This window comes from Spirosoma endophyticum, assembly GCF_900112365.1.
Classification (GTDB): Bacteria; Bacteroidota; Bacteroidia; order Cytophagales; family Spirosomataceae; genus Spirosoma; species Spirosoma endophyticum.
In genome coordinates this window covers 164,158-188,361 of the sequence record NZ_FOLQ01000004.1, presented here as the reverse complement: position 1 = coordinate 188,361, position 24,204 = coordinate 164,158, and the positions used below count along the sequence as shown (strand labels likewise).

General features: G+C 49.4%; 24 protein-coding genes. 6 read left to right on the top strand and 18 right to left on the bottom strand.

Features of this window, described 5'->3' with window-relative positions:
- Nucleotides 1-5 precede the first annotated feature (5 nt).
- On the bottom strand, nucleotides 6-1,247 hold the full coding sequence (locus tag BM202_RS12735; RefSeq protein WP_093826568.1) for an ABC transporter permease: 1,242 nt from the start codon (nucleotides 1,245-1,247) through the stop codon (nucleotides 6-8).
- 193 nt (nucleotides 1,248-1,440) lie between these two features.
- Here BM202_RS12735 and ggt point away from each other — a divergent pair, with 193 nt between their 5' ends.
- The 4 genes from ggt (at nucleotide 1,441) to BM202_RS12715 (ending at nucleotide 5,889) form a co-directional block, all read left to right on the top strand.
- Nucleotides 1,441-3,249, top strand: a complete 1,809-nt coding sequence (ggt, locus tag BM202_RS12730; RefSeq protein ID WP_093826566.1) for a gamma-glutamyltransferase — start codon at nucleotides 1,441-1,443, stop codon at nucleotides 3,247-3,249.
- 210 nt (nucleotides 3,250-3,459) lie between these two features.
- Nucleotides 3,460-4,341 (top strand): oxidoreductase, encoded by an 882-nt coding sequence (locus BM202_RS12725; RefSeq protein ID WP_093826565.1) that lies wholly within the window; start codon nucleotides 3,460-3,462, stop codon nucleotides 4,339-4,341.
- Between the two features lie 154 nt (nucleotides 4,342-4,495).
- Complete coding sequence (locus tag BM202_RS12720; protein ID WP_093826564.1) at nucleotides 4,496-5,302, top strand: helix-turn-helix domain-containing protein; 807 nt, start codon at nucleotides 4,496-4,498, stop codon at nucleotides 5,300-5,302.
- Between the two features lie 188 nt (nucleotides 5,303-5,490).
- Nucleotides 5,491-5,889: a hypothetical protein gene (locus BM202_RS12715; protein ID WP_093826562.1), complete on the top strand. Its 399-nt coding sequence runs from the start codon at nucleotides 5,491-5,493 to the stop codon at nucleotides 5,887-5,889.
- Between the two features lie 103 nt (nucleotides 5,890-5,992).
- Here BM202_RS12715 and BM202_RS12710 read toward each other — a convergent pair whose 3' ends face one another.
- From BM202_RS12710 to BM202_RS12680, 7 genes are all read right to left on the bottom strand, one after another.
- A complete protein-coding gene (locus BM202_RS12710) occupies nucleotides 5,993-6,901 on the bottom strand; it encodes a flavin reductase family protein (protein WP_093826560.1) in 909 nt (302 codons plus the stop codon).
- Nucleotides 6,898-8,088 carry a fumarylacetoacetase gene (fahA, locus tag BM202_RS12705; RefSeq protein WP_093826558.1) on the bottom strand — a complete coding sequence of 397 codons (1,191 nt, stop codon included), beginning with the start codon at nucleotides 8,086-8,088 and terminating at the stop codon, nucleotides 6,898-6,900. The genes BM202_RS12710 and fahA overlap by 4 nt, the downstream gene beginning before the upstream one ends.
- 22 nt (nucleotides 8,089-8,110) lie before the next feature.
- On the bottom strand, nucleotides 8,111-9,913 hold the full coding sequence (locus tag BM202_RS12700; protein WP_143100686.1) for a hypothetical protein: 1,803 nt from the start codon (nucleotides 9,911-9,913) through the stop codon (nucleotides 8,111-8,113).
- A 55-nt stretch (nucleotides 9,914-9,968) separates the two neighbouring features.
- Nucleotides 9,969-10,406 (bottom strand): MarR family winged helix-turn-helix transcriptional regulator, encoded by a 438-nt coding sequence (locus BM202_RS12695; RefSeq protein WP_093826553.1) that lies wholly within the window; start codon nucleotides 10,404-10,406, stop codon nucleotides 9,969-9,971.
- Nucleotides 10,407-10,474: 68 nt separating this feature from the next.
- Nucleotides 10,475-11,239 carry a phenylalanine 4-monooxygenase gene (phhA, locus tag BM202_RS12690; RefSeq protein WP_262507678.1) on the bottom strand — a complete coding sequence of 255 codons (765 nt, stop codon included), beginning with the start codon at nucleotides 11,237-11,239 and terminating at the stop codon, nucleotides 10,475-10,477.
- Between the two features lie 61 nt (nucleotides 11,240-11,300).
- Nucleotides 11,301-12,422 (bottom strand): 4-hydroxyphenylpyruvate dioxygenase, encoded by a 1,122-nt coding sequence (hppD, locus tag BM202_RS12685; RefSeq protein ID WP_093826550.1) that lies wholly within the window; start codon nucleotides 12,420-12,422, stop codon nucleotides 11,301-11,303.
- Between the two features lie 42 nt (nucleotides 12,423-12,464).
- Nucleotides 12,465-13,673 carry a homogentisate 1,2-dioxygenase gene (locus BM202_RS12680; protein ID WP_093826548.1) on the bottom strand — a complete coding sequence of 403 codons (1,209 nt, stop codon included), beginning with the start codon at nucleotides 13,671-13,673 and terminating at the stop codon, nucleotides 12,465-12,467.
- Nucleotides 13,674-13,988: 315 nt separating this feature from the next.
- Between BM202_RS12680 and BM202_RS12675 the strand changes: the two genes are divergently transcribed.
- Nucleotides 13,989-14,894, top strand: coding sequence for a nucleotidyltransferase family protein (locus BM202_RS12675; protein ID WP_093826546.1), 906 nt, complete (start codon nucleotides 13,989-13,991; stop codon nucleotides 14,892-14,894).
- Nucleotides 14,895-15,017: 123 nt separating this feature from the next.
- On the opposite strand, the gene BM202_RS12670 is transcribed toward BM202_RS12675, so the two are convergent.
- From BM202_RS12670 to nusB, 7 genes are all read right to left on the bottom strand, one after another.
- On the bottom strand, nucleotides 15,018-16,685 hold the full coding sequence (locus tag BM202_RS12670; protein WP_093826544.1) for an amidase: 1,668 nt from the start codon (nucleotides 16,683-16,685) through the stop codon (nucleotides 15,018-15,020).
- 48 nt (nucleotides 16,686-16,733) lie between these two features.
- A complete protein-coding gene (coaE, locus tag BM202_RS12665) occupies nucleotides 16,734-17,339 on the bottom strand; it encodes a dephospho-CoA kinase (RefSeq protein WP_093826542.1) in 606 nt (201 codons plus the stop codon).
- A 74-nt stretch (nucleotides 17,340-17,413) separates the two neighbouring features.
- Entirely contained in the window at nucleotides 17,414-18,130 is a 717-nt protein-coding gene (locus BM202_RS12660; protein WP_093826540.1) for a YbbR-like domain-containing protein, read from the bottom strand.
- A 139-nt stretch (nucleotides 18,131-18,269) separates the two neighbouring features.
- Complete coding sequence (yajC, locus tag BM202_RS12655) at nucleotides 18,270-18,596, bottom strand: preprotein translocase subunit YajC (protein WP_093826538.1); 327 nt, start codon at nucleotides 18,594-18,596, stop codon at nucleotides 18,270-18,272.
- 12 nt (nucleotides 18,597-18,608) lie between these two features.
- Entirely contained in the window at nucleotides 18,609-19,061 is a 453-nt protein-coding gene (locus tag BM202_RS12650) for a DUF1573 domain-containing protein (protein ID WP_093826536.1), read from the bottom strand.
- A gap of 108 nt (nucleotides 19,062-19,169) precedes the next feature.
- Entirely contained in the window at nucleotides 19,170-19,472 is a 303-nt protein-coding gene (locus BM202_RS12645) for a YtxH domain-containing protein (protein WP_093826534.1), read from the bottom strand.
- A 97-nt stretch (nucleotides 19,473-19,569) separates the two neighbouring features.
- The gene (gene nusB / locus BM202_RS12640; RefSeq protein WP_093826532.1) at nucleotides 19,570-20,706 is read right to left on the bottom strand and encodes a transcription antitermination factor NusB; all 1,137 of its coding nucleotides are present in this window, start codon (nucleotides 20,704-20,706) and stop codon (nucleotides 19,570-19,572) included.
- A gap of 274 nt (nucleotides 20,707-20,980) precedes the next feature.
- Between nusB and BM202_RS12635 the strand changes: the two genes are divergently transcribed.
- Nucleotides 20,981-22,762, top strand: a complete 1,782-nt coding sequence (locus BM202_RS12635; protein WP_093826530.1) for an ABC transporter ATP-binding protein — start codon at nucleotides 20,981-20,983, stop codon at nucleotides 22,760-22,762.
- A 75-nt stretch (nucleotides 22,763-22,837) separates the two neighbouring features.
- Here the strand turns inward: BM202_RS12635 and BM202_RS12630 are convergent, their stop codons facing one another.
- From BM202_RS12630 to BM202_RS36655, 3 genes are all read right to left on the bottom strand, one after another.
- The gene (locus BM202_RS12630; RefSeq protein ID WP_093826529.1) at nucleotides 22,838-23,359 is read right to left on the bottom strand and encodes a DinB family protein; all 522 of its coding nucleotides are present in this window, start codon (nucleotides 23,357-23,359) and stop codon (nucleotides 22,838-22,840) included.
- 99 nt (nucleotides 23,360-23,458) lie between these two features.
- Entirely contained in the window at nucleotides 23,459-23,827 is a 369-nt protein-coding gene (locus BM202_RS12625) for a VOC family protein (protein WP_093826527.1), read from the bottom strand.
- A 95-nt stretch (nucleotides 23,828-23,922) separates the two neighbouring features.
- Entirely contained in the window at nucleotides 23,923-24,108 is a 186-nt protein-coding gene (locus tag BM202_RS36655) for a hypothetical protein (RefSeq protein ID WP_143100685.1), read from the bottom strand.
- Between the last annotated feature and the right edge of the window lie 96 nt (nucleotides 24,109-24,204).

Here is a 24,204-nt window from a genome sequence, read left to right as displayed (position 1 = left end):
CTCAGTCACTTCGCCCGGATGGCAATAACGGGGTCGAGTCGGGAAGCTGAAAAGGCAGGAATAATGCCCGATAGCACCCCGATAACGCTCGAAACACCTAAGCCCAGGATAATATTTCCTGCTGTAAGTTGAAGTTCAAGCGTTCCTAATTGTATGAATGTCAGCAGATAAACTAAGAGGATGCCAGCCAGGCCACCCACCAAACTCAGTAAAATGGCTTCAAAAAGAAACTGGAACAGAATAACGTAGTTTTTCGCCCCTAGTGATTTTTGAATCCCGATGATATTGGTACGTTCTTTTACGCTGACAAACATAATGTTGGCAATGCCAAAACCACCAATCAGGATCGAAAACCCTCCAATGACCCAGCCCGCTACGGTCAACACAGAGAAAATGCCGCTAATGGCCTGGGCGGCTGCTTCGGGTCGGTTGATGGCGAAATTATCTTCCTGTAAGGGACGTTGGCCCCGCCGGGTACGCATTAGTCCCCGAACCTCACTTTCGAGTTCGAGGAGCCCTTCGTCACTGTCATATCCTTTAACGACGATGTCGATACTGGGGGTAATCGAGTGAAACATTTTGGCAAATGCACCGTATGGAATCAGGCATTTGATATCGGGGTTGCCACCCACGTTGAGAATACTTTCCCCCTTCTTTTTCTGAACCCCGATCACGATAAAATTCAGGCCGTTGATTTTAAACCGTTTACCAATTGGGTCCTGCGCCGGAAAAATATTTTCGGCAACATCGGAGCCAATGATCGTTACGTTTCGGGCCACATCAATTTCCTGTTGGGTGAAATAGCGGCCTGCTTCGATAGGTACGTCCGAAATTCTGTTGTAGTCCAGTGTTGTGCCCTGAATTAGCGCGGCCATGCTGTTATTTCCATTTTTGATAGTAACCCGACCTTTGAAGTCCATCGCCACAACGGCCTGGGCATTTTCGAGCCGTTCAGTCAGGAATTTATACTCCGTGTATGTGGGTTCGGGTCGCTGAAAGTATTTCCACCATTGAAAGTCGTTATCAAATGTCCACGGCCATTTCTGAACATACAGCACTTTATCGCCAATGAATGACAGGCTATCCTTGATGTTACGTTCCAGCGAATCGACCAGCGTGAAGACGGCAATAATGGCGAAAATACCAACGGTTACGCCCAGCAGTGAAAGCGTGGTGCGCAGAATGTTTGAGCGCAACGACTGCCACGCAAAGCGGAAACTTTCTAACGTCTGACGAATAAACTTCATCTGGTATAAGGAACGAAAAGGCGAAAGAACGGTCTGCCGTTCAATTTAATGAAGGTACTACGTTCTATATGCCAACCCAAGTTATTTTGGACAAGTACAACGTTCTACCGGATAAGTGGCGGATTGCAGGATCGTTTGGATAACGCTATTTTTGTAGATTAGGGGTTTACAACCGCCTATCAGACCGTAAAGTATGAAACTACGTAGTACTCAGTACGCTCCATTTCTTCTTTTTGCCCTGGCCTTTGCTTCCTGCAAAACGCAATCGACAACGACAACCAAAGCTGATGCGAAACTCAGTCAGAGCCAGGGAGTTTATCAATACCGCGATGAAGACCCGTTGGTTAAGCCGTTCTTCTCCGACCGGGTCGGCGTGATTGGGCGCAATGGTATGGTCGCTTCGGCGCATCCCGAAGCCTCGCAGGTGGGGCTGGCTATCCTGAAAGCGGGCGGTAATGCGGTCGATGCGGCCGTTGCGGTGCAATTTGCGCTGGCCGTCGTGTATCCGGGTGCGGGCAACATTGGCGGTGGAGGCTTCATGGTGTATCGAGACAACACCGGGAAAGCTTATACCCTCGATTACCGTGAAAAAGCGCCCGGAAATGCCACTCAGAATATGTACCTCGACTCACTCGGAAATGTTCGGCCGGGCCTGAGCATCAGTGGGCATCTGGCGAGTGGTGTGCCGGGATCAGTCGATGGTATGGCCGAAGCCCACAAGCGATTTGGGAAATTAACCTGGGCGCAGGTCGTGCAACCGGCGGTTGACCTGGCCGCCAAAGGATTTGCCCTTACCGAGCGCGATGCACTGGGGCTAAATCGTATCAAAAATGATTTGAATACCATCAATCCGGGTAAAACGTATTTTCTGAAGAGTGCAGAACCAACCGATACTGTTACCTGGCACAAAGGCGACTTGCTGGTGCAGACTGATCTGGCCAGGACTATGCAACGTATTAAAGATCAGGGCCGTGCTGGTTTTTACGAAGGTGAAACGGCCCGGCTGCTGGCTGAAGAAATGGGTCGTGGCAAGGGGTTGATTACGGAAGAAGATTTGAAGAACTATCATGCCGTCTGGCGTGAACCTATTCAGGCGAAATACAAAAGCTACAACGTAATTACCATGCCGCCGACCTCCAGCGGGGGCGTAGCGCTGTTGCAGATGATGCGGTTTACGGAGCCCTTCCCCTTGCGGAAGTGGGGCTGGAATCGTGATAGTACCGTGCAGGTCATGATCGAAGCCGAACGACGCGTCTATGCCGACCGGGCCAAGTTTATGGGTGACCCCGATTTTGTAAAGGTTCCGGTGGCGCAGCTCGTCAGCCCAGAATACCTCAAAACCCGCTGGACCGATTTTTCATGGGCAAAAGCGACTGATAGCCGGACTATAAAAGGCGGTATGATTCCGGGTTATGAAAGTCTCGAAACGACCCATTTTTCCATTGTCGATAAAGAGGGTAATGCCGTAAGTATCACTACTACGTTGAATGGTGGCTACGGAAGCCGGGTGGTCGTTGGTGGCGCTGGTTTCTTCATGAACAACGAAATGGACGATTTCAGCGTGAAACCCGGCTCACCCAATATGTACGGACTTATTGGTAATCAGGCGAATGCCATTGCGCCTAACAAGCGGATGCTCTCGTCCATGACACCGACAATTCTGGAGAAAGATGGAAAACTCTTCATGGTTGTTGGTACACCCGGCGGCTCAACCATTATGACATCGGTTTACCAAACCATTCTGAACGTAATAGAACATGGTATGACCATGCAGCAGGCGGTTAACGCATTGAAATTTCACCACCAATGGCTGCCCGACAAAACGACGTTCGAGAACGGTGCCTTTTCCGATGCTACGATTGAGGGGTTGAAAAATCGGGGTTACATCCTGGAAAAGTTAACGAACACCCTTGGGCGTATGGATTGCGTTCTGATACGTCCCGACGGCTCCTACGAAGGGGCCTCCGACCCACGAGCAGATAATACAGCACTAGGTTATTAAGATAATTCTAGATAGTGGGGCCGGTTGATACGTAATTGTCAGATACGTATCAACCGGCCCCACTACTTTTTCTGTCATGTTTCGGCACCGGCCGCCCGGCTTCGTCAGCATGACAGAAATGTGAGCGTTTCAACAAACTTACTTTGAGCGTTTCAACAAAGTTGCCTCCTCAAAAGCTACCGACCTTTGTCAAAATTAAAAGCAAAAACAATGACAAAAGTTTGGTTTATCACCGGCAGTTCCCGTGGATTGGGAAGAAGCCTGACAGAAGCCGTACTGGCCAAAGGCGATAACGTAGCGGCAACCGCGCGTAATCCGGAAAGTCTATCCGTACTCGTCCAAAAATACCCCGATCAGGTCTATCCGGTCCAGTTGGACGTAACGAATAAAGACCAGATCGCTTCCGCGGTTGAGCAGACTATAGCCCACTTCGGACGTATCGATGTGCTGGTCAACAATGCTGGTTTTGGTATCATTGGCGCTACCGAAGCCTTTACCGATGAACAGGTACGTAGTCAACTGGAAACGAATCTCTATGCCCCCATCGAAGTGACGCGTGCTGTGTTGCCTCATATGCGGAAACAGCGTTCAGGTCGTATTCTACAGATTAGCTCAATAGGCGGACGGGTCGGCAGTGCAGGTCTATCCATGTACCAGGCCGCTAAATTTGGTTTGGGTGGCTTTAGTGAAGTACTGGCTAAAGAAGTGGCTCCCCTTGGTATTCACGTAACCAGTGTAGAACCTGGGGGCTTCCGAACCGACTGGGCGGGGGACTCAATGACGTATGCTGCGCCCGTAGAAGGCTACGAAACAACTGTAGGTCAACGAGTTGATTTCTTCAAGAGCGGGGAAATTGTGCCAATGGGCGACCCAGACAAAGCCGCGCAGGTAATGATTGACCTGGCTGAGCATCCCGAACCACCTGTACACTTGATTCTGGGTAGTGAAGCCGTTGGTATTTTAAAACAAGCTGATGCCGCAAGACAGGCCGAGTTTGAAAAATGGATACCGGTAAGCATCTCCACAGATCATGATACCGCCGTTAACTTTCTGGAAACAGAAGCCGGAAAAGCGCTTTTTGGTAAAAAATAATTGTGACGTTGACCCTGCTACGTATTCTTTGAGCGATACGTAGCAGGTTGGTCTAACCGTCTAAATCCTTAGGCCCGGTGGTTCACAAATGAGCCATGTGGCCTAAGGGTTCAGACTATTAAGGAGGTAGCGTCTTTTTTGTAGATTTGTGTATATGGCTGTACTGGAGGGTGACAATCGATCTGGGCAAATACTGTACTCCTGTTACCACACCCGAAGTCGGCAGGGTGAACAGTTCATACCAGAGCATATTTTTGGTTATCAACTGGCGGGCACGCTCAGCATGAACGACGGCCAGAAGGAGTACATTTTTAAGGAAGGCGATTTCCGATTCTGCAAGCGAAACCATTTGATCAAGTTTAGTAAGCAGCCACCTCGAACGGGTGATTTTAAATCTGTATCCATTTATCTTGACCAGGAAACTCTGCGAAATGTTAGTCTGGAATACGGCTATAAAGCGGAGAAGCATATAAAAGGCGACCCTGTTCTGCAATTGAAGCCTACTAAAATGTATGAGAATTACATGAATTCGCTCATACCTTATGACCAAATAGGGCAATTCGCTAATGACCATTTGCAGGCCTTGAAATTGAAAGAAGCGATTTTACTGCTGCTGCAAACGAATCCGGAGCTAAGGCCTGTTTTGTTCGACTTTTCTGAACCCGGTAAAATCGACCTGGAAGGATTTATGCAAAAAAACTTTCATTTCAATGTGGAACTGAAACGGTTCGCTTATCTGACAGGCCGAAGCCTTGCTACGTTCAAACGGGATTTTGAAAAGATATTTCATGTTACGCCGAGCCGCTGGTTACAGCAAAGACGGCTACAGGAAGCCCACTACCTGATAAAAGAAAAAGGACAGGCACCGTCGGATGTTTATTTAGAAGTTGGTTTTGAAGACCTGTCACATTTTTCGTTTGCCTTCAAAAAAACCTACGGCGTAGCCCCGTCAAGAGTCTAGCACGGATAATTGCATGTATTATTGACTGTACCGTTCCCTCGGTCATACCCGTTTTCCATCCACTTATCCATGCGGTCAACCGTTCCGGTAGTTTGTAATGCATAGTACTGGCTACAGCCTATATCTTTGTTTCACCAATCGGAAATAATCCGACTAGATTCTAAACAAAAGATAAATACATAAAACCCATGAAAACCCTCATCAAACCTCTGCTCGTTGCTTTCTCGTTAAGTTTTGTTACCCTATCGGCTGCTCTGGCCGACGGAACGCCTGCTGCTCGTCCGGCTGCTGTTGCAGCGTACAAAACGGGTATTTACACCACAATAGAAGGAAAATTAAACATTGCGCTCGACAAAGAAACCAGTGGCGCTGTCGACATTCGGATGAAGAGCGCTGATGGCGTCGTTTTATTCAGCCAGCACCTCGGTAAGAAAGAAACCGGAACTCGCGTTCGTCTGGATATGAGCGCTTTACAGGATGGTAACTACCAGGTAGAGATTACAAATGGCGTAGAAACAACGGTTCATAACGTCACCCTTTCGACTCAACAGCCCAGTGCTTCAAGCCGCTTAGTTGCCATAAAATAATCACATTTTTCCCCGTCTAAAACAAGCAGCACCTGTAAGTCAGGTGCTGCTTGTTTGTTTATGGTTCGGCGTAGTCAGAGACTACGCCGAACCATAAACAAACCTACTGTTTCTGCAAAAGCGTGAGCCAGGCTTCTTTAACCTTATTGTCTGTCAGTAATTGTTTCGCTTTCTGGTGTAATAAATCCGGTAAATACTGACAGCCATGCTGGGCTTCGTTAAATAAATCCGCCAGTACGCCCGACGCTCTAAACTGATCGATTTCTTCGGCTGTGGGCAGGCTGGCAAAACTGCCGAGTTTACCCAGATCGTTTCCTGATAAAATGGCGCTGTTGCGAATCGATTTCGGAATCTGATCAACACCTATACCAACCTTGGGCCGGCCGACTTCAAACAAAGCGTCGCCCTGAGCGCGACAGTACCAGTCGCCACCCATACGGCCAATAAGATCGAGCTGGTGCGGGTCGATAGCCCCAGCAGAATCGAAAATAGTATCGTGAAAATGACCCGTCACCACTTCGCAAATGATCAACGTACCGGCACCCGGCGAATCCACGCGGGGCGCATCTACACTGGAGTTGGTTGGTATGATCTGTTTGACAACACACTCAAATGCCGCCGGTGATTCGGCGACTCTCGGCGGACGAACCCGATCGGAGGCAATGGTCGTGAACCCTGTTTTCTCGAACTCATTTACGCCCCGTTCAAACTCGGCGCTTGCCAGCGACATCTGCTCAACCATTGCATAATTCACTACGTTGATCACTACCTCACCAACTTCCTCCAGGTTCAGCAACGTGTGTTTTTTGTGCCCGTGCCGATTGATACTCGGCGCAAAAACCAGTGTTGGAGGGTTATAGCCAAACACATTGAAGAAGCTGAACGGGCTCAGATTTATATTCCCTAAGGCGTCTATCGTACTGGCAAACGCAATCGGGCGCGGGCCGATGGTGCTAATCATGTAGCGATAAAACTCGTTGGGCTGCAGGTCGTGCGGATTGATGGTTTTCATGACTGAATAGTTCCGGTTACTGTTCCCAACTCAATTGTGCTATTGTCAGTTCTGGCGAATGCGCGTAACGCAACAGCATCGCCATCCAGTAAATAGGTTCGCGTTGAGCCATCGGGCAGCGAAATTGGTCGCGTACCGTTCCAGCTTAATTCCAGCAGTGATCCGTAACTGTCAGGATCGATACCCGAAATGGTGCCGGTTGCCAGCACGTCGCCGATGTTGAGATTGCAGCCGCCAACGGTATGATGAGCTATCATCTGGGCGAAATTCCAGTATAAATACTGAACGTTACTACGGCTGATACAAACCTCTTCGCCGGATTCAGTACGTAGCGAAACCGCCAGTTGAACGTCGAAATGCCCCGGCGTAGTGGTCTGCAAATAGGGGAGGGGCACTGGTTCCTGAACAGGCCCAGCCATACGAAATGGCTCCAGATCTTCGAACGGGAGTACCCAGGCCGACATACTCGACGCAAAATTCTTGCCCAGAAACGGGCCTAATGGCTGGTATTCCCACCGCTGAATGTCGCGTGCCGACCAGTCGTTGAATAATGTAACGCCAAAGATGTAGGACTCGGCTTCATCAACCGGAATAGGTTCGCCAGGCGGGTTGCTCTTGCCAATAATCAAGCCGAGTTCAAGCTCAAAATCTAAAGATTGTGATGGCCCAAAGGATAGTGCACCGGCTTGCATAAACTGCCCGTTTGGCCGACGAATGGACGTACCAGACACGACAATAGACGATGCCCGGCCGTGGTAAGCGACCGGCATATGCCGGTAGTTGGGCAGGAGCGGATCGCCATCCGGCCGGAACATGCGCCCTACATTCTCGGCGTGGTGAATGCCAGCATAAAAATCCGTATAATCGCCAATACGTACGGGCAAGTGCAGTTGAGCCCGAGACTCGTGGGTGAAAACCTGATCATAAACGTCGACGATAGCTGCGGCATCACTACGTAGTAAGTCTGTAATTCGCTGCCGAACAGCCTGGTGCACGGGTTTCCCCAGAGCGATGAAATCGTTCAGCACGGGTTTGGCAAATACGGTCGTGTCGATGCCAAGATCATTAAAATAGCCTAACGTACTGACACAATCGAGATCAAGAATAAGCTCGTTATACTGCACCCCAACGCGGAGACGAGCCGAACCGTTTTCGGCAGTGTCGTTACTGAAAATACCGTATAGCATATATGAGCTAGGAATTTACGAGTTACTTTGCTTTATCCGTATTCGTGCCCATCGTGAGTACCTGATCGCTGCGAACGGTAGTCCAGTGACCATCAGACAGGACGGCTAAATAGGGTTTGTACTGTGCCTGGGGAAGTTGATCAGCATATACCCAAACCATATTCGCATCCCAATCTGAACGGCCCGTGATCATGTATAGCATCAGTTTCGTTGGACTGCAATTGATCGGCCACATGAACGTATGCTGGCTCGATTGCAGCAATAAATAGGCTTCACGGGTGTCAAAGGCATGAACAAAGGGCAATCGGTGCCCCATTGACAGGTAATGAATCTGCCGTGCTCCATAGGCGAAGGCACTATCCTTCTTAATTAGATTGCGCTCTACAGGTGCTTGATTGAGCTTACTTATTTCAGATTCAATAAGGGAGGGAGGCAAGTGATAAACTCCCTGATCAACGGCTTTCTGCAAAAGCTCGCTATAATACTGATCAAAGGTTTTTTCGCCAGATGGCAGGTTCGTGAGCAGTCTGTTTTCCCGCCAGTTATGTAAATCACTTAACTGAGCCTGCCGTATGTTCATCACTTCGGCAAACGTAAACCAATAAGATAGACCACAGAATAAGAGGCTCATTGCCAGGCTAATACGGCTAATAGAGGCCCGATAGACTGGTTTTAGCCAGAACAGCAGCAGCAAATAAGTTAGCGCGAACGCAACAATGGCAAACCAAATGAAGCGCGAGCCTAACAGGCCCTGATACCAGCCCAGGCTCCGGGCAAATGATACGCCGAACAACGTAATCAGCGCATATAGGTAACACGCCATCAGGACGAGCGCGGACGTATTACTCGATTGGGAGGATTTACTGGCAATCCATTGTCGAAAGCGATTTGGCAGGTAACCGAACACGCGGGTCCAGCCTGCATGATAGACTATGCTGGTCAGGATAATCAGGCCTGCGAAGGCTAACAATCCAATTCCGGCCAGACCCAGAATGACCCTGGAGTTGGCAACCAGGGAGCCTATCGAGCCAACGAGCATGAAAAGCCCCGCCAACACACGTACCGGATGAAGCAGATTACTCCCCGAATCCGTAGCGCGGGAGTGGTAGATATGATGCACATACAGGAATAACCCGACACTCACTATCGAAAAAAGTGTCCACAGCACCAGGCGTTTACGCTGGCCAGTAAGTAAGAGCAACAGAAAGCCGCATATGGGTACGGCCAGGCCATTGCCGTTTGAAAACAGGGCCAGAAAAGCAAGTGGCAAGCTGAAGGCAAACGCCCACTTCGATGGACGGCTGATCAGATCAAATGCCCAGAAAGCGAAGAAAAGGGCAGGCAAATGTTGCAGCGCGCAAATCGCCCAGGTGAGCGTGTTGTCATAATACTGTGGTTGAAAAAGCAACAGTACGACAGGCAAAAATTGCCAGGCCGACAAACCACCCCGGCTGGCAAGCCGATAGAGCAGCCAAACTGAACCAATTAACGTAGCATTCCCAATAAAAAATAACGTCCTGAAGTTCACTTCGCCCTCAATCCATAAGTCAGCAAGGGCGGCTATGCGGCCAAAAAGAATGATGTGTTCCCCATGCGGATGAAACAGTTCGTCGAATAAGTGACTCAAAACAAGCTCGTGCGACTGCCGATACATGCAATCAACCAGAAACGTGTAATCATCAACAAAAGGAAGATTGACCGTGAACCGGAAAACCATCCAGAGGTGAAGTAAGATCGGTAGTAAGAAGAGTATATACCAGCCGAATGGCGGATTGACGGATTGTGGTGCTAGGGTTTCACTGGGTTGCGTGTAAGCAGAACGCATAGGCAGGCGTTAAACGTAGTGGATTGTAGTTGGCAAGCGGATGCAGAAGCCGGAATTACTTGCTGATATTGCTATAAATGGAGTCCATGATCCGGACAAAATGCTGATAATCATCGTCGCTCAGGTCACCCCAACCTTTGCGTCGCATGGCCGACACGATTGGCAGCACCTCGCCGTATTTGGTTTCACCGGCCGCAGTCAGGTAGACCAGAAACTTACGCCGGTCCGTATCGGCCATACGCCGTTCGGTGAGACCTTTCTGGCAAAGCAAATCAATAATCCGCGTGACCGTTGGTGCATCTTTCGTGGTCATGTCCGAAATGGTATTTTGGCTAATGCCGGGATTTCGGTAGAGATGATCAATAACAACCCATTGGTCCACGGTTAAGTCAAAACCCGAGTCGATGAATTGTTTCTGGAGCGCGTTTCGAATTTTTTTGATCGTCGTGTCAATCTTGAAAAAATAAGCACGCGTATCGGATGGATGCGTCATTGGTCAGGGGCACCGGACGGGTAGTGCCGTAATCGGTTAGGCGTAAATGATTGACAAATTTAGCCATTCTAACTAACTAACAAGCTTTCCAGCGGGGCTTCAATCTGAGATACTGAATGGTATAGCTGCTCGTAGGATTTGATGACGAAGTATTGCTCCTGAAAATGGTCAATGATATAAGGTGTTTGTAGTAATGTTTCCACCGCATAAGGCGTTCGTTTCGGTTCTGGACTGAACAGACTGTAGGTCGTTTCGCCGACTGACGACAGAATTCCCCCGCCATAAATCCGCAATTGATTACCCTCCTGAATCAGGCCGAACTCAACGGTGTACCAATATAGCCGCGAAAGCATGGCAATGGCTTCGTCGCACTCGATATAGTGCAGCGCGATCCGGCTCAGGGCTTCCAGGAAATCACAGAATGCCTGATTTGATAGCATTGGTACGTGCCCGAACGTGTCATGAAACATATCCGGTTCCGGCAGGTAATCCAACTGATCGCGCCGACGTAGCCAGGTTGTGGCCGGAAAATTTCGATTGGCCATGAGTTCGAAAAAGGCACGGTTTGGAATTAATCCCTCCACCGCACACACACGCCAACCCGTCAATTGTTTCAAACGTGGGTTCAGATCCCGCTCAAAATCGGGAATATGGTCATCTCGAAAGCCAGCGGCTGAAATGCCGTCCAGATACGCCTGGCTGGCTTTACCGGGGAGCTGGGCCATCTGCCGCTCGAACAGCATCTGCCAAACAGCCTGATCGTCGGGTGTGTATTTTGAATAGGTTTGGTTCATTTTTAAAGAGTGAAAGAGCGAGTGAGTGAAAGAGCGAATCGGCCATGAGTGTTCTTGCGTCAGCACTTCGCTCTTTCACTCACTCGCTCTTTCGCAATTATTACAGTGTCCCCCGTAAGGCCTGCTCGCGCTCGATGGCTTCAAACAAGGCTTTAAAATTTCCCTTCCCGAAGGAACGGGCACCCTTGCGCTGAATGATCTCAAAAAACAAGGTGGGACGCGGGCAAATTGGTTTCGTGAAAATCTGGAGCAGATACCCTTCATCGTCACGGTCGGCCAGGATACCCAACTGACGTAGCATGTCTATTTCTTCATCAATCTGGCCAATGCGTTCGCTCAGGTTTGCGTAGTACGTATCAGGTACGGTAAGAAATTCAACGCCCCGACTATGTAGCGTCAGTACGGTTTCCACAATGTTGTCGGTTGCCACGGCGATGTGCTGGATGCCCGGTCCGCCGTAAAAATCCAGATATTCCTCAATCTGCGACTTTTTCTTTCCTTCGGCCGGTTCGTTGATAGGAAACTTCACGCGCCCATTACCATTGCTCATGACTTTGCTCATTAGGGCCGTATAATCGGTCGAGATGTCTTTATCATCGAACGAAACCAGTTGCTGGAAACCCATTACGTCGTGATAAAATGTCATCCACTGGTTCATTTCATGCCAGCCAACGTTACCCACCATGTGATCTACATAATTTAGCCCCGCGTCAGTCGGTCTGTATTCTGGATGCCAGGGTTCATAACCGGGCAGAAAAATGCCCTGATAATCATTGCGTTCCACAAACACATGTACCGTGTCGCCGTAGGTATGAATGCCCGACCGCACTACGTAGCCATGTTCGTCCTGTTCGCGGGTTGGCTCCATATAAGCGCTCGCCCCCCGGTTCATGGTCTCCTCAAAGGCGCGTCGGGCATCGTCTACCCACAACGCTACGACCTTAACACCATCGCCGTGCTTATCGAGATGTTGCCCAATGGCCGAGTCGTTATGCAAGGGCGAAGTGAGCATGAGCCGGATTTTTCCCTGTTGCAGCACATACGATTCCCGGTCGCGAAGACCCGTTGCCAGACCCGCGTGTGCAATGGGCTGAAACCCAAAAGCCGTCTGGAAATAATGCGCCGACTGCCGGGCATTTCCTACATATAATTCAAGATAATCTGTTCCGTTGAGGGGCAGGAAATCTGTAATGGTTGGTGATAGGGTTGCTACTGCTTCCATTTTGTTTGTTGATGTTGTATAGAGACGCGAAGGGTCGCGTCTCTACAGGTCTAACCACGATTTATAATACTTTCCATCATCCAGCGCTACGGCTTGTTCCGTCAGCATCAGCGGTCGAAATGTGTCGACCATGACGGCGTATTCCTGCGTTTCTTTTTTGCCAATGCTACGTTCCATAGCACCCGGAGCGGGTCCGTGCGGAATGCCACCCGGATGGAGCGTAATATGGCCCGGCGCAATGTCATTACGACTCATGAAATCGCCATCTACGTAGTAAATGACTTCGTCGGAGTCAATATTCGAGTGATTGTAAGGCGCCGGAATGGCCTTCGGATGATAGTCGTACAGGCGTGGCACGAACGAACACACAACAAAGGCGTCGGTCTGAAAGGTCTGGTGCACCGGGGGCGGCTGATGCACCCGGCCCGTAATTGGCTCGAAGTTAAAAATCGAGAAGCTATACGGGTAATTGTAGCCATCCCAGCCTACTACGTCGAACGGATGCGATGCGTACACAAGTGAGTGCAGTGAGCCCTGTTTTTTGATTTTTATCAGAAAGTCACCGGTTTCGTTATGCGTTTCGAGATCACGCGGACGAACGATGTCGCGTTCGCAAAAAGGCGAATGTTCGAGTAATTGGCCAAACTGGTTTCGATAGCGTTTAGGGGTGTAAATCGGTGAATGCGATTCGACATAGAGTAGGCGTGGTTCGTCGTTGCGATTATCTGAAGAATCAAACTCGATCTGGTAAATCACCCCGCGCGGAATAATAAGGTAATCGCCATACTGAAACGGAATCGTACCGAATAACGTCCTGAGTTTACCCGAACCCCGATGCACGAACAGCATCTCGTCGGCATCCGCATTTTTATAGAAATACGTCGTCAACGATTGACGCGGGGCTGCCAGGCCAAAAATCAGGTCGTTATTGACTAATAGCGGCACCCGGCTATCCAGAAAATCATCGGCTGGTTCGATATTAAAGCCGATCAGTTTCCGCGACAGCATATTTTTAGCGACGGCCAGCTTCGGCGTTACGTCCACACTCTCCAGCACGTCGCGCACCATCGTTGGGCGATGCATGTGATACAGCAACGATGACATGCCTTCGAAGCCAATTGTTCCGAACAACTGCTCGTAATAAAATGGGCTGCCACTACGTCCACCCGGTTGAATACTGCCGTCAGTTGGTTTTTCAAACTGCGTATGGCGCTTGGGTGGAATCTGGCCGAGTGTGTGGTAAAATGGCATACGCTTGAGTTGGCTGTTCCGGTCGGCCCAGTAGTTTCAGTCGGCCAAAACAAGTCATTTGTTAATGAAGTCTATTATTTGTTAAGACAACTATTGTTGAGCTTACAATTATAACGACAACTGTTGATAATTGTATATTGTTTAGAAAAAATTTGTTTAAAAGGGGCTATTTCAGATAAAATGGGTTTACAACGGGGATATATAGCAGAGACCACCCCTTTTTTCTAATTTTGGCCGCGCAACGTTTGCCGGGCAATGTTTGTAGCGTACTATCTGCTGCAACGTACAGCCAGCAACTATTGACTAACGACTAAAATGCAACCTACTCTCTTGATTCTGGCCGCTGGTATGGGCAGCCGATACGGTGGTATCAAACAACTCGACCAGTTTGGACCAAATGGTGAAACCATCATTGATTATTCTTTATTCGACGCGATCCGGGCTGGCTTTGGCAAGGTTGTGTTTATAATTCGGGAAGAACTACGTCAGGACTTTGAAGACGTTTTCGGTGAGAAACTGGCGGGAAAGATCGAAGTCGACTACGCCATTCAGGCGCTCAGTTCATTCGTTCCGGCTGAGTTAGGCGCGGTGAAACGGCAGAAACCCTGGGGAACGGGCCACGCTATGCTTTGCGCTAAAAATCATACGCATACGCCTTTCGCTGTTATCAATGCAGATGATTTTTATGGCCTTGAAGCCTTCCAGTTAATTGGCGATTTTCTGAAAACCGATACGGATGATCAACTTCACGCCATGGTTGGCTATGAAGTCAAAAACACATTGTCGGAAAACGGTTCTGTATCGCGGGGCGTTTGTGAAGTAGCTGAAAATGGAAATCTTGTGTCAGTCATTGAACGAACAAAGATCTACGAAAAAGAGAACGGTACCCCTAAGATCGTCTTTGAGGAAGGCGAAGATTTAACGACATTGGCACCCGATACGCCCGTTTCCATGAATTTCTGGGGCTTCAAACCGAGCGTTTTTCCCCTGGTTCAAAAACAGTTTGAGAGCTACGCCATTGCGAATATCAACTCGCCTAAAGCCGAATTCTACATTCCAACGGTGATGACCAATCTCATTGAAACCGATACGGGTCATTGCAAAGTATTCCGTAGCCGTTCGGCCTGGTTTGGCGTAACGTATCCGGACGATAAACCCACAGTGCAGGCCGCGCTCAAACAACTGCACAACGAAGGCGCTTATCCCGAAAAATTGTGGTAAAACCTATGAGTGTTTGTCGTTAACATAAAAACGTCCCGAAAGCTCTGAGCTTTCGGGACGTTTTTATGTTGGGCGGTTGCTTTACGAAGAAATCGGCGAATTTCTTCATCTGCTTTGGCGATCTTACTGAAGCGTGGGATGTTTCTTATGCCAGTCGGTAGCATCCTGATAGGCTTTGGCTACAGCCAGTACTTTTCCTTCCTCAAATAACTGACCCATAAACGTGATGCTGGTCGGCAGGTTCTGCTTGTTGAATCCATTGGGCAACACAACGCATGGATGGCCCGTCAGATTCGTTATTGTCAGGTTGCCACCCGCGTAGGCAGGTGATACGTATACATCCAGTTTGGCGGCTTTAAGCTGAGCGGCCATTTCATTAATCAGTTTGGTGCGGGCGCGGTTAGCCTGTATGTACTCGACCGCTGGCACGAATCGGGACGCTCGGAATGAATTAGGCCAGGCGTTTTTCAGTTGACGTACCATCTGATCATCGCGGCCAGAACGCGTCAGCTCATCGAAGGCGGCCGCTGCTTCAACTCCCAGCAGGAACGAAATGCGATTGGCCGGTACACCCGTTGGCAGATCAAACGGGACTAATTCGGCACCCAGTTTACGAAGGACTTGCAGCGATAATGAGTCATTGTCCCGATTCGGATAGTTGCTTTCAAATCCTTTGCGAACGTAGCCGATCCGCATGCCTTTCAACGAGGCCGTCGGAACGTAGCGAAATGGAGCCACTATAACCGTAGGGTCATGGCCATCGGGACCGTATATAGCATTGAAAACAAGTGCACAATCTTCGACCGAGCGAGTAATGGGGCCAATCTTGTCCATACTCCAGCTTAACGCCATCGCGCCGTGGCGGCTGACGCGTCCGAAGGTTGGCCGCAGGCCGGTTGTGCCACAAATGGTTGATGGTGAGACGATTGAGCCCATCGTTTCGGTGCCGATGGCGAACGGCAATAAACCCGCCGACACGCTCGACGCCGACCCTGCCGACGAACCGCTGGAGCCAGTTTCCGGTTTCCAGGGATTTCGGGTCATGTCGCCAAACCAGACATCGCCCATGGCCAGTTCGCCGAGCGTCATTTTGGCGCAGAGCACGGCCCCGGCGGCTTCGAGTTTCTGAATAACAGTAGCGTCTGAGTTTATCGTCTGGTCTTTATAGGGAACTGATCCCCAGGTTGTTTTATAGCCTGTTTTGGCGAGTAAATCTTTCGCGCCATAGGGAATGCCGTGCAAAGGCCCCCGATATTTTCCTGCTTTTAACTCAGCATCGGCGCGTTTCGCCTGACTCAGTGCTAACTCGTCGGTCATCGTTATCACGCAGTGTAATTTCGGGTTGTACGTTTTGAGCCGGTTCAGGAAAAACTGGGTCAGATCGACCGACGAAATTTGTTTGGTTCGGATCAACTCGCCCAACTGCGCAACCGTGTAAAAGGCTAATTCATCCCGATTCGCGGGTAAACTCACTTTTCCCAGCGGTGACGCTTTGCAGACCGACGTACCAGTGGGTATGGTGAAACCGTCTGGCAATGGATTGAAGTAAAGCGCGGGCGCAATGTTATTGGGTAACTCAATGGTGCGAAGAACCTCATAGTCTTTACGGGCATTATTGAGTTTGTCGAGCATGGAGTCGCGCTCGGCGGGGCTAAATTCCAGACCAAAAACCCGCGAGGCTATGTCCACAATATTGGACGTTATGGGTTTTTGTGGTTCGTCGCTGGTGATGAATGCACCGAGCAGAAAGCTGCCGATACAGGCAGCCAATAAGATGGAAAGTTGTTTCATTGATTGGGCTATTCAGGTCTAATAGCCCAAATTACAGCAATGGTGAAATTAATAAGCCTGTTGCTGTAAAAATTCCTCATGCAGCCGAACCACCTGCGGGACCAGTAACTGGCTTTCGTCGTTTTCCAGTACGTAGTCGGCGATACGTAGCCGCTCGTCGTCGCTTATTTGACGGTTAATAATATTCAGGATTTCAACTTCGGAACGGTGCGGATCTCGTTTACGAATTCGTTCGATTCGCAGGGCGATGGGCGCTTGCACAACAATGACTTTATCGAGTGAATTTCCATCGCCAGCGGCTTTCATCAGTGCGGCTTCTTTAATGACATAGGGCTTGCCAAGCTGCTGGCTAACCCACATTTCGGTATCGCTAAGCACGCGGGGATGAATAACGGCATTGAGTTGGCTTAATAATTCTGGATTGCTAAACACCTGCGAGGCTACCCAGGCCCGGTTATAATGTCCTAGTTCATAGGCATTACGTCCTAGCACGCGGATGATGTCGGCTTTCAGAATTGGATCGTGTTCGGTGAGCCATTTAGCCCGTTCGTCAGCTTCATAAATCGGAATACCCATTGCCCGAAACACCTGGCAGACAATGCTTTTTCCAGAGCCAATGCCACCTGTTACACCAATCTGGAGGGGATGTTTCATGGATAAAAGAGTGAAAGAGTGAAAGAGTGAAAGAGCGTGCTAGCTGTTCGATTCAGCAGTTTGATCACGCTCTTTCACTCCTTCACTCTTTCGCCATCAGTTGGTGGTGATAACAATTCGCCCACTTCAAAGCTCACAATAACGCGATCGGCACTGGTGCGTAGAAGTGGATGGCGGAAATGATTTAAAATAATCTCATTGTCGTAGTTATCGGCAATACGCTTGCCTGGAATCGTCACCAGCAGGGTATCCCCTAATCCACGTACCAGTTTTTCCGGACCGTCGACCAGAATGCTGTCAGGCGTGAGATTGATAACACTCGACACGACGAAACGGGGAGCCAGATTGATGTGTAGACTATCGGGCATCAGGCGAATCGTTTTTTTTTGACGGCGATCGAAACGAATGTCGACCGTATCGGCAACCACGTAGTTGATGTGCAGTTTTTTGACGTGTTCAGCCAGGGCGGCTGTCAGCGAAGTCGTATTAATGACCGTAGCATGAAGCGGATCTTTTACAACATAGCTCACTGGATCGACCCGGAAAGGCAACCAGGCATGACGAAGCAAGCCCCACCCATCACTCGATACATTAACCTGCACCGTACGTGGCAGAGGAGAGGTGGGAATGAACAAAGAGTCATTATAAACAAACCGTACCGGATACTCGACATTGAGCGTGTAACCCGGTTTGTTAAGCGCGCTCAAAAACCAGAACAGCGTAGCGGCTCCTAAACAAAGCAGAAGCTTGGTTGGCTGAAACGGACGGTCATTTTGGGCATGCGTGTTCACAAAGAAAGGCGTACTGAGGATTTAAGGTCAATAGAAAATGGTTAAGCCAGGCGACAGGCTGGGTCGAGTTGGGTACTGCGGATCAATCCGAAACTAGTGAACTTGACACGGCCTGGTAGCCTGGCTGAAACAGGAAAGCTTATTTTTTCTCTTCTTCAACGGCCGGTTTAATGGTCGCTTCACGCGAGATAGATGATTTTTCGAAGGTCATTTTCACGCCCCGATCTACTTCAAGCGTAATCGTGGTTGCTTCTACGGAAGCAATGCGACCGTGTAAACCGCCAATGGTAACGACATTATCACCCTTCTTTAGGCTCTCGATAAAACCCTTCTGGTCCCTCTGCTTTTTCTGTTGCGGACGAATCATGAAGAAGTAAAAAACGCCGATGATGGCTACCCACAGCAGCACATTATAAATCATTGACGTATTGGAGCCAGCTGCGGCCTGTAACAGAATGGAGTACATAGGTGGTCTATATTATGACGTTTTGGTTGAACTGGCTCTGGGGTTTACCATTGCCTTAAATTGCAGATCGGTCATAGCCGGTTCTGTGTTGGCGAAGATCGTAACGGTTTTATTCTGCTCGCCACTTTTGCCCCGGCTGTTGAAACGCACACGTACCGACGATTTTGTACCTGGAGCCACAGGCTCATGCGGCCAATCGGGCGTGGTGCAACCGCACGAAGCGGTTACGTTATTGATAATCAGTGGAAATTCGCCCGTGTTTGTGAACGAAAAAACATGCTCAACCGTGTCGCCTTCGGTAAGTGTTCCGAAGTCATAAATGCCTGCTTGATCAAATTTAATTTTTGGGCTTTTCGCCGATGCGGTTGCCTGAGCCGATTCGCCCTGCCGCCGGTTGTCGCAGCTAATTTGCCCAACACTTATGGCAGCAACGGCCACCACAAGCAAGTAACGTCTGAGGTACATTAACGGGGTATGATTTATGGTTTACAGTATTCGGTTTACGGCAGTCTGTCGATACGGTTAGTGATGTGCCAGCCCACCGTAAACCGAATACTGTAAACCAATACGCTTTTACGCGTTCTGTTGCTTGATCTGGGCCATCAGCCGATCTACATCTTCCAGCAGTTTTTCTGCTTTTTCGCGAGCGTCGTTTACAACCCGTTGTCCTTCATTTTTTGATGAATTTTCGGGTAAATCCGTAGAGTTGCTTAAATCGGTTAGCAACTGGTTAATTTGCTCTCTGTATTTCGATAACCGGAATGACAACCGATCACGGGTAATTTTGCCCTTATCGGGGGCATACAGCAGTCCAAAAAGGGAACCGGCAGCTATGCCAGTTAGCAAAAAGGTTAAATCACGGCCAATTCTGCTCATCTCTTTAATGTTTGTGGTTATAATGTACGGTTTATGATGGCTGACGCTCAGTAAATATCGTACGTAAGCCACTGTGAACCGTAAACTGTAAACCCTTTTATTTATTGTCCAGTAACCCGCGCCCGCTCTTGCGCAAACGCCCGGAAGCCATCAGCTTTTCGGAAAGATTATCCAGGATTCCGTTGACAAACTTACCGCTTTTGGGCGTACTGTACGCTTTTGCCAGTTCGATATATTCATTAATCGTTACTTTGACCGGAATGTTTGGAAAACTGAGCAACTCGCAAACGGCTAACTTCAGGATGATTTTGTCGAGCATCGCTACCCGTTCTACATCCCAGTTCTGAAGCTGATCGGCCAGTAACTGCTCATACTCAGCGTCGTTTTCAAACGATTTCTCGAATAACGTATTCAAAAACAATTCGTCTTCCTCCCAATCGTCCGTTAGTGGTTCGAGTTGCAAACCCGTTGGACCTTGAACCGACTTGAGCGTTCGAATCGCCAGGCCACGTACTACTTCACTATTCTCGGCCCAGCTCAGGTCAATTTCAGCTAACTGGTCGCGAATGCCCTCGTGCTTGAATACCAGTGTCCGCAATACGTATTGAATTAATGCCTGGTCTTCATCGGCCGTATGCGTTTGCTGCTCACAATAGGCACGGTAGGTTTCATCCGTTTTCAGCACTTCACGTAGGGCCTTCCGGACGAACCCTAATTCGTCGACCCAGGAAATGTTATGCCGGAGCGCTTCATTCTGCAAAGGCTGATGATCGGCCAGGGCCTTTATGACGCTGTTATCGTTCAGGGTCGACTCGAATGGAAAGGGGGCTTCGTCAACGTTTCGGTGCTTGCGTTCGCTGTCAATACTGGCCGCGTGACCGAGTTCAATCAACAGGAGAAGAACGCGCAGGTAATCGTCATAAATGCTATTCACCTGCTTAATGAGCATTTGAGCGAGGTGCTGACGATCTTTTTTTGAGCGACTTTGGTAGAAAATAAACCCATCGTTGGCGGCTTTGAGTACCTTAGTTGGGGCATCTTCATCCTTTGCGGGCTGATTGGATTTTATAGCTTCCTCGAAGAGTAAACCTGCGAGTTTTCGGTAGCCTTCGAGTTGCCGTTTATCCTGAGGCAACATCGAGTTTAGGTCGGGTTGGAAAAGGTCATTGATGCCGTCGATGGCTAGTTGTTGATTGGAAAATTCGGCCTGTCGAAGCGCATATAACGCCTGCATGACCTTTATTCGGAGTAATCGCCTGTTGAGCATCCCGCCTAAGTCTAATAGCTACCAGTAAGAAAAGAACTGCTTAAATCGGGTGCAAAAGTACGGCTTTTTTCGTGAAAAGGCAAGGAGTAGGGGGCACGAGGCAAGGTACATGGTATGAAACAGGCCTAACTTCTAGTGCATTCGATGCACCGCGCTCCTGGCCCCATGCGCCATGCCCCCTGAACTTCTGCAACTTTTCAATAACTCAGGCCGTTAGGAATGAAACGCTGTTGGTTGTCCTGTGAAAGCACTTTCCTATCTCAATAAATATTTACTTAAGTACAAATGGTACCTGATTTTGGGGACGCTTTTTACGGCTATCTCCAACCTCTTCGGCATTTTCCCGGCCCAGTTAGTACGGTACGCACTTGATCTGGTACGGGAAACACTGGACGTTTATTATCTATACGATAAATCACCGCTGCAATCGGATCTGTACGACGTATTCGCCTTCAGTATTCTGCTGTTTGGCGTACTGACGCTCGTGCTGGCGTTACTAAAAGGCTTCTTTCTGTTTCTGGTCCGGCAAACGCTAATCGTTATGTCGCGACACGTTGAATACGACCTGAAAAACGAGATTTACAATCACTACCAAACCTTACCGCTTAGTTTCTACCGCCAGCACAACACCGGCGATTTGATGGCCCGGATATCGGAAGATGTCAGCAAAGTGCGCATGTACGTTGGGCCGAGTATTATGTATGGTCTGAACCTGATTGTGCTGTTTATCCTGGTTATCAGCTACATGGTTAGCATCAACGCCCGACTGTCGCTGTATGTCTTGCTGCCCTTGCCGATCCTATCGGTAGCTATTTACATTGTCAACAACATTATCATTCAGCGGTCCGAAGAGATTCAGCGGAGTTTATCGCGACTGTCTACGTATGTTCAGGAAGCTTTCTCGGGAATTCGCGTTCTGAAGGCATTCGTACAGGAGAATAATTCGGCGGCTAAATTCGAGATTGAAAGCGATGAATACCGGAGCAAGTCGTTGAGTCTGACACGGGTCGATTCGTTGTTTTTTCCGATTGTTGCCATCCTGGTGGGCTTGAGCAACGTACTGGTTATCTTCGTGGGTGGGCAGGAAATTCTGGCCGGTCGTCTGACGCCCGGTAACATTACGGAATTCATTCTATACGTAAACATGCTGACGTGGCCGGTTATGGCCCTCGGCTGGACCACGAGCCAAACCCAGCGGGCGGCTGCGTCACAACAACGGATCAACGAATTCCTGAATATCAAAACGGATATTGTGTCGCAGAAAAACATCCAGCATACCATTCAGGGGGCTGTGGAGTTTAGAAACGTCCGATTCGTTTATCCGGATTCAGGAATAATTGCCATCAAGGATTTTTCGATGCGCGTTCGAGCGGGTGAAACGGTCGCGATTCTGGGAACAACGGGTTCCGGCAAGAGTACACTGGCCAATCTGCTGACGCGGATGTACGACGTATCGTCCGGTGAAATTCTGGTCGATGGTATCCCGATTAAAGACTACAACCTGACTGCCTTGCGCGAACAAATGGGCTACGTACCGCAGGATGTATTCCTGTTCTCGGAAACCATCAGCAACAACGTTCGCTTTGGCAAACCCGACCTGCCGCAGGAGCGCGTGGATCAGGCCATCCGTGACGCCGACTTGTATCAGAACGTACTGGGTTTTCCGGAACAGTTCGAAACCCGCGTGGGCGAACGGGGCGTTACGTTGTCGGGTGGACAGAAGCAGCGCTTAAGCATTGCCCGCGCCATCGCCCGCGACCCTAAGATTCTGATCCTGGACGACTGCCTGTCGGCGGTGGACACCAATACGGAAAACATCATTCTCAATAACCTCCAGCGCATCATGGCTGACCGCACGTCGGTCGTGATTTCACACCGCGTTTCCTCTGCCAAACTCGCCAATTACATCATCATGCTCGACGAGGGCGAAATTATCGAAGAGGGCACACAGCAGGAACTCCTCGCCAAAAATGGTGCCTACCGCGAACTGTACGAAAAACAGTTGCAAACGGAGGAGGTATAGAGTCGGTTTACGGTTTTTGCGGTTCCCCGCCGGGATTTACAGTAGTCCGTTGTTAGGTTTGGACATAGGTATTTATTACATCAAGTCCAGCACCTGATTTCGGTGTCGGTCAATGTGGAAGCGCAGGAATTCGTAGCGTTGCCAGATATCTAATGGGCCCGAAATAGGATGCGGATGAATGATGGTTTCGTGATCTTCATTGGCCAGCGCAATTGCCAAATCGTGCAGCGGTTGTTGCAGACTGTTGAAAGCCGATAGCCAGAAGGCAAGCGGTCCACCCATTCGGGGAGCGGCACTGGCGGGTACGATTTCTTTGGACTGCCAGGTATGGTCAATAATTGTCTCGATCGGTAAGCCTTTGTGAATCAACTCGCCCTCCCAAACTGGTTTGCCATTTTGCTTAGCAAGTAGCGCCCGCCACATCCCCCAAATGCCGCCATGCTCAGCCCAATAAAGGTGTTCGGTATTCTCGACGACACTCCATGTATCGGGCGATGGTTTCCAGTAGCCCTGCTCGTCGGTGAGGGATTCTACAGCGCTGGTGTAACGCTTCCGGGCTGATGCTACGTCGTCTAGAAGTTGGTCGAGGTGGGTCATGATATGGGTGAGTTTTGGTTAAGTTTTGGTTAACTACCTGGCTTGCCAAAACTACTCGACGATCAGCTTATGTCATTACGCTATTGAGCGAATGGTCACTTATAGAATACACAACACCTCGACCAGAAAATTGCCGGGTGCCGTTACGTAGAACGACATCGTTCCCCGGCCACCGTAGGTACGCGGTTCTTTGCCAACATCAATGCCATCGGCTTTCATAGTTTCATAAATTGCCATAACCTGTTCGGGTGATTCCTGCACGAAACCCACGTGAAAATCAGTTGGATAGTGGGGCGTTTCGGTTCTCGTGAAATTGCTGATACTCAACGTGAAGCCATCATTATCCTCCAGAATGGCAATGACATTGTCGCCTTTGACTTCCAGAGAGCGAAACCCAAAATAGGTTTCGAAAAAAACGCTGGTTTGTGCTACGTCCGGCACGGCTACGTTCAAATGTTTGAGAGCCATAGTGTTATATTGGGTTTGTTAGAAGAAGGTTTTGAAAGACGATATTTACCGTTGGCTCAATGAGCGTTGACTTTATCTCAGCCATTTGCGTATTTTTATCCTGCACTCAAATGCTGATGCCGGTGTCTGCCATCCTGTAAGAACCCCACGTGGAACGACCGCTTTTGCGGCTCTATTCTCCCCAACTGATCGGCCGGAAACGGCTCGGCTGATTCGCTACGTTTCAACTTTCCGGCTGGCGGTGATTTGTCCACTTTTACTCCTCCGCCAGGTTCAGTCATAGCTGAACACGACGTAGCGATCATGGCTACTCATTAGCCGCCAGATGAATTGCCCTCACGACCGACCAGGTGGTCCGACACGTCGGCGGTTGGACT

What these genes read in the sequence shown, in the direction of transcription:
- BM202_RS12735 (WP_093826568.1), bottom strand. Translation starts at nt 1,247, where the DNA reads ATGAAGTTTATTCGTCAGACGTTAGAAAGTTTCCGCTTTGCGTGGCAG.
- ggt (WP_093826566.1), top strand. Translation starts at nt 1,441, where the DNA reads ATGAAACTACGTAGTACTCAGTACGCTCCATTTCTTCTTTTTGCCCTG.
- BM202_RS12725 (WP_093826565.1), top strand. Translation starts at nt 3,460, where the DNA reads ATGACAAAAGTTTGGTTTATCACCGGCAGTTCCCGTGGATTGGGAAGA.
- BM202_RS12720 (WP_093826564.1), top strand. Translation starts at nt 4,496, where the DNA reads ATGGCTGTACTGGAGGGTGACAATCGATCTGGGCAAATACTGTACTCC.
- BM202_RS12715 (WP_093826562.1), top strand. Translation starts at nt 5,491, where the DNA reads ATGAAAACCCTCATCAAACCTCTGCTCGTTGCTTTCTCGTTAAGTTTT.
- BM202_RS12710 (WP_093826560.1), bottom strand. Translation starts at nt 6,901, where the DNA reads ATGAAAACCATCAATCCGCACGACCTGCAGCCCAACGAGTTTTATCGC.
- fahA (WP_093826558.1), bottom strand. Translation starts at nt 8,088, where the DNA reads ATGCTATACGGTATTTTCAGTAACGACACTGCCGAAAACGGTTCGGCT.
- BM202_RS12700 (WP_143100686.1), bottom strand. Translation starts at nt 9,913, where the DNA reads ATGCGTTCTGCTTACACGCAACCCAGTGAAACCCTAGCACCACAATCC.
- BM202_RS12695 (WP_093826553.1), bottom strand. Translation starts at nt 10,406, where the DNA reads ATGACGCATCCATCCGATACGCGTGCTTATTTTTTCAAGATTGACACG.
- hppD (WP_093826550.1), bottom strand. Translation starts at nt 12,422, where the DNA reads ATGGAAGCAGTAGCAACCCTATCACCAACCATTACAGATTTCCTGCCC.
- BM202_RS12680 (WP_093826548.1), bottom strand. Translation starts at nt 13,673, where the DNA reads ATGCCATTTTACCACACACTCGGCCAGATTCCACCCAAGCGCCATACG.
- BM202_RS12675 (WP_093826546.1), top strand. Translation starts at nt 13,989, where the DNA reads ATGCAACCTACTCTCTTGATTCTGGCCGCTGGTATGGGCAGCCGATAC.
- BM202_RS12670 (WP_093826544.1), bottom strand. Translation starts at nt 16,685, where the DNA reads ATGAAACAACTTTCCATCTTATTGGCTGCCTGTATCGGCAGCTTTCTG.
- coaE (WP_093826542.1), bottom strand. Translation starts at nt 17,339, where the DNA reads ATGAAACATCCCCTCCAGATTGGTGTAACAGGTGGCATTGGCTCTGGA.
- yajC (WP_093826538.1), bottom strand. Translation starts at nt 18,596, where the DNA reads ATGTACTCCATTCTGTTACAGGCCGCAGCTGGCTCCAATACGTCAATG.
- BM202_RS12650 (WP_093826536.1), bottom strand. Translation starts at nt 19,061, where the DNA reads ATGTACCTCAGACGTTACTTGCTTGTGGTGGCCGTTGCTGCCATAAGT.
- BM202_RS12645 (WP_093826534.1), bottom strand. Translation starts at nt 19,472, where the DNA reads ATGAGCAGAATTGGCCGTGATTTAACCTTTTTGCTAACTGGCATAGCT.
- nusB (WP_093826532.1), bottom strand. Translation starts at nt 20,706, where the DNA reads ATGCAGGCGTTATATGCGCTTCGACAGGCCGAATTTTCCAATCAACAA.
- BM202_RS12630 (WP_093826529.1), bottom strand. Translation starts at nt 23,359, where the DNA reads ATGACCCACCTCGACCAACTTCTAGACGACGTAGCATCAGCCCGGAAG.
- BM202_RS12625 (WP_093826527.1), bottom strand. Translation starts at nt 23,827, where the DNA reads ATGGCTCTCAAACATTTGAACGTAGCCGTGCCGGACGTAGCACAAACC.
- BM202_RS36655 (WP_143100685.1), bottom strand. Translation starts at nt 24,108, where the DNA reads ATGACTGAACCTGGCGGAGGAGTAAAAGTGGACAAATCACCGCCAGCC.